Source organism: uncultured Corynebacterium sp. (assembly GCF_945649885.1).
Classification (GTDB): domain Bacteria; phylum Actinomycetota; class Actinomycetes; order Mycobacteriales; family Mycobacteriaceae; genus Corynebacterium.
Genome location: NZ_CALZFS010000162.1, coordinates 1 through 4,748, shown reverse-complemented (window position 1 = coordinate 4,748; position 4,748 = coordinate 1). Strand labels below are relative to the sequence as shown.

Here is a 4,748-nt window from a genome sequence, read left to right as displayed (position 1 = left end):
CCAGTGAACGCATCCGTTCCCTGACCGGACCCCTGACCGTCCGCAACATCGCCCTCTATGAAGCCGGGGAGAAGATGGAAACCGAAGTGGATGTAGTGGCGGGGTACTAATTTTACGCCCTGGCTGGTCCACCGTGTTGATCCATCAGGTTTCTTAGGGCGCAGGAGCGCGAATCCTTAACCGATCTGCACTCTGGTGGTGCAGTCGATCTTGGCATAGGACCGGCCCTGGGCGTCGACTGAGTTCATGATGTAGTTGCCACCATAAGCCCGGCATCCGGTGTAGTTATCAAGGGACGGGGCAGATCGTGTTGGCGCAGGAGCAGGTTGTGATGCCCGTTGGGTTGCACGACGCTGTTCCTCGCGCGCTGCTTGTTCTCTGGCAACTTGCGCCTGGGCTTCCTGCTCCCGGCGTTGTTCCTTTTCCTGGGCTTCCTGTTCAAGACGCTCTTGCTCTCGGCGTTCCTCTTCCTCCTGCTCGAGCTTGTCTGCGTGAACTTCTTCTATTTCACTGATCCGTAGCTCTGTCATTTTGATCAGCTCATCCAACTGTGTCTTTTCCGTGGCATAGGAGGCATAGGCAACTTTCGCGAAATCACTTGGCTGCTTGATAACTTTCTGTAAGAGCAGGAGCTTCTTCAGGTAGGATTCCTGCTCAGTGAGCTGATCAGCCAGCTGGGCAGCAGTCAAGGCTGTCAGAACAGCAGCAGAGGAGGAATCAACCTCGGCGGCGATCTGCTCCAGACGGTGGGCCACCGTGCAGTCCAGACTATCGCTGTGAATACCCTGTCCTGCTTTTCGAGCAGACTCTTCAGCCTCGGCAACCCGGTCATAATAGGTTGTATTGGGCTCATAAGAGACGGCCACTCCGAAACCTTCACCGGCGATGGTTTCATTGATTAGATCATCACTGGCATAAACCGCGGTGAGCTCCCGCCCATAGTGGTCCTGTTTCTCCTGATCGTAGAATAGCTCTACAGAGCTTCCCTGAGGTAGCTTGCTTTCCAGGAAATCGCGGGCTTCCACCGCCATGCATTCTGCTTCGCCGTCTTCACCTGATAGTTCTGGAGTATCTACATTGAGTAGACGGATTCTCTTCTCAGTACCATTGATATCGGCAATGAAGGTGTCACCGTCGATAACTCGCACCACTGATGCTGTGGTGCCATTATCAGCGGAGCCACAGGCGACCCCAGTCAGACCAATAGCAGTGATACCAGCGATAACTGTGAGTGTTCGGAGCAACTTAGCCAAGGTATGTCACGTTCCAATCCTATGAACCAGCTGTGTGCTGGAGTAATTTTCATACAACCTTATTGTCTTTTGTGACCTTTTCAGAATTTCCTATTAGTGATTGTTCCAGCAGGGATTTTTCTAGTCTGTATGCTTGGAGAATATGACTTCACAGACATCAGATAACCAAATCCGTGAAAATGAACGAGAAGAAGTACTGGCGAAGGCCACCGCAGCCAAGAAGGTGGCTCCGCTAATCTCCCAGCTGGGCACCGGAGTGAAAAATGAGATCCTCCGCACTGCTGCTGACACCCTCATCAAGCGTTCTGCAGAAATCATCAAGGCCAATGAGCAGGATATTGCCTCCGGCCGGGCAAACGGCATGGAGGAATCACTCATTGACCGTCTCTCCCTGGACACTGAGCGTATCGAGGGCATTGCCAATGGTCTTATCCAGGTAGCTGGCCTCACCGACCCGGTGGGTGAGGTCCTGCGTGGACACGTTATGGAAAACGGCATCCAGATGCGTCAGGTAAGGGTCCCACTCGGAGTGATGGGCATGGTCTATGAGGCCCGCCCGAACGTCACAGTGGATGCTTTCGGTCTTGCGCTGAAGTCCGGCAACGTTGCACTGCTGCGTGGTTCCTCCACCGCGGTACACTCCAATACCGTTCTGGTGGAGATCCTCCAGGACGTGGTGGCTGGCTTCGACCTCCCACGTGAGACCGTCCAGCTGCTGCCCTGCGAGACCCGCGATTCCGTCCAGGACCTCATCACCGCCCGTGGTCTGGTTGACGTGGTCATCCCACGCGGTGGCGCTGGCCTGATCAACGCCGTGGTCATGGGTGCAACCGTGCCCACCATTGAGACCGGCACCGGTAACTGCCACTTCTACATTGATGCTGAAGGCGATCTGGATTCCGCGATCGACATGCTCATCAACGGCAAGACCCGTCGTTGCAGCGTGTGTAACGCAACAGAAACTGCGCTTATCGACGCCGCCCTCTCCGATGCTGACAAGCTCAAGATCATCACCGCCCTGCAGGATGCTGAGGTGACCATCCACGGCGACGTCGCTGAGCTTGAGGCCTTCGGTGCCACCGATGTCATCGAGGCCACCGAAACCGACTGGGATTCTGAGTACCTGTCCTTCGACATCGCTGTCGCTGTTGTTGACGGTGTCGATGCGGCCATCGCACACATCGAGAAGTACAGCACCCACCACACCGAGGCGATCGCCACCAGTAACGTCTTCACCGCCCAGCGTTTCGCTGACCGCGTGGATGCCGCAGCAGTGATGATTAACGCCTCCACGGCCTTCACCGATGGTGAACAGTACGGCATGGGTGCTGAGATCGGTATCTCCACCCAGAAGCTGCACGCTCGCGGCCCAATGGCACTGCCTGAGCTGACTTCCACCAAGTGGATTCTGCAGGGTAACGGCCACACCCGCCCATAGCTCCCTCATAGTTGCACTATTTAAGTCCCCGCTTCCACCCTGAATTTATAGGCTGGAAGCGGGGACTTTTGGTTGCCGTTTCCAACTAAACTGTCCTTCATGAACAAAGTCACCAGACTGGTTGCCTGCATCATGCTGGGAGCGACACTGCTTCTTGGCGTGCCTGTGGCAACAGCAGGGGACCTGGGATATCCAGTGCCGGGAGCAGGGGAATGCCCCTCCACCGTCATCGTGGCGGCCCGGGGCAATGACTCCAAGGACATGTACACCCCCACCAGGTACGGTGCGCAGTCAGACTTTGTCTCCAATGGCAGGGAAGGTCTGAATATCCGATCTTTCCTCCATCATGCTGAAGCACGACACCAGGCAACACATGGTGACTCCCTACTCAAAAATACCTATGTTCTCGGGTTGACAGAGGAATACTATCCAGCAGACATCACCATTCCGATGGTGGAGGGCAGTGACGATATCATCTCCCTCATCCCGCAGCTTGGTGGCCTTTCCTCCTCCATCCCAGGCAGCCTGAAAAACAGTCTGGATGTGGGTGTCCCGGGTGCACGCACAGCGATTACAGCCTATGAAACCGAAACTGGCTGCACCCCGCAGTACATCCTCATCGGGTATTCCCTGGGTGCGACCATCCTGATGCCACAGGAAGCCTGGTTGGCGGAGGAGGGACGGTTGGCTGGCACACTGTATTTCGGATCTGTACATCAGGCACCGCGGGACCCGGCAGTGATCGGAGCGGTCAACAGTCCAGGTGGTCTGCTGGGGTGGCTGCCGGAGAACTCCCTGAGTACCGCTGCCACCCCGAACCGGATCCTGTACTGTATCCCCGATGATATTGCCTGTGACCCCACACCGGCAGCTGTGCGCAGGGCAATGGCAGAGACTGAGGACAGCCCACACACCAGGTACTTCCTAGACCCGGATGCAGAAGCACACAGTGGTGAGGTTGCTGATCGTTTCAGCGCCTGGATTAACCGCACTAGGTCTCACCTGGTTCGGTGATGTCGCTGAAGATGAGACTCAACCATCTCTGTGGTTTTATTACTTTTTGTTCATCATCGGTTCTGATCCGGTAGGAATATCAAAACAAGCGTGACTGTCGCGAGAAACAATGACGTCCACAACGGCTAGTCCAAGAGAGTTGGCACAAGGACAAGTAGGACAAAAATCCTAGCGAGGATCTTGCGGATCACTATTCTCGGAGTGCAGTCACTCCATCACGGGAGTACCGGCTGACTGAGAACCTGATGCTCCACATTGACCACCTGTGGTGGGAGATGTTGACAGGAGAGTAATTATCCTAGGGGCATCAGCCCCTCCCACCCCGGCAGAAACGCGGATATGTCTACATCATGTGCTGTCAGGCGTTAGATTTATCTTCATGTCACGTTTCAAGGTTTCGGTAGGCGCCGGTATCATCGCCCTGTGTGCCACCGTCGGGTTGATAGCCTCCCCACCAGCGTCAGCACTGAGTAGTGGATCATCATCAGGATCTTCAGGTGGTTCATCGCTGTCGTCTTCTGATGCGTTGTCATCGGGATCTTCACTGGGATCCCTCAGCAGTGGTGAGAGCCTACTCAGCAGCGCAGGAAGTAGTCTGTTGGACAGGATCTTCCCGGAAACTGAGGAAGAATTTCTCGAACGTGTCACTGACCCTTCAGACACCTCAGAAATCCCACTCCATCCTCTCTTGAATGAGGGCCTCTATTCCAAGGTGTTTGACCCACCCCAGGGAGGGGAGTGCCCAGCGGTCACGGTGGTGGCAGCCCGAGGCAGTGGACAGAACTTCCAGATTCGTCCCACCCGCTACAGCGAGGAAGCCCCGTGGACCTCTAATGGGTTTGAAGAGCGCAATATCCGTGCGTTTTTTGCCCGACTGGAAGAAAAACACAGGCAGGACACCGGACAGTCCCTGATGAAGGATGTCTACGTCATGGGCCTGACAGACATTGACTACCCAGCACTGTTGCCACTGTCCTCTGAGGGCAGCACCGCCCTTGAATTTGGATCGTCCTTGCTCAAAGGACGTGAGAACATTCAGAAGG

3 protein-coding genes and 1 pseudogene are annotated in these 4,748 nt (G+C 55.5%); 3 read left to right on the top strand and 1 reads right to left on the bottom strand.

Annotated features, from left to right (window positions below; all coding sequences use genetic code 11):
- Window positions 1-176: 176 nt before the first annotated feature.
- Window positions 177-1,244: a thermonuclease family protein gene (locus Q0M74_RS12995; RefSeq protein WP_293955136.1), complete on the bottom strand. Its 1,068-nt coding sequence runs from the start codon at window positions 1,242-1,244 to the stop codon at window positions 177-179.
- Between the two features lie 151 nt (window positions 1,245-1,395).
- Between Q0M74_RS12995 and Q0M74_RS12990 the strand changes: the two genes are divergently transcribed.
- From Q0M74_RS12990 to Q0M74_RS12980, 3 genes and pseudogenes are all read left to right on the top strand, one after another.
- Window positions 1,396-2,691, top strand: coding sequence for a glutamate-5-semialdehyde dehydrogenase (locus Q0M74_RS12990; protein ID WP_293955135.1), 1,296 nt, complete (start codon window positions 1,396-1,398; stop codon window positions 2,689-2,691).
- A gap of 99 nt (window positions 2,692-2,790) precedes the next feature.
- Complete coding sequence (locus Q0M74_RS12985; protein ID WP_293955133.1) at window positions 2,791-3,705, top strand: hypothetical protein; 915 nt, start codon at window positions 2,791-2,793, stop codon at window positions 3,703-3,705.
- A 379-nt stretch (window positions 3,706-4,084) separates the two neighbouring features.
- A pseudogene (locus Q0M74_RS12980) lies at window positions 4,085-4,748 on the top strand (hypothetical protein); the annotation flags it as partial.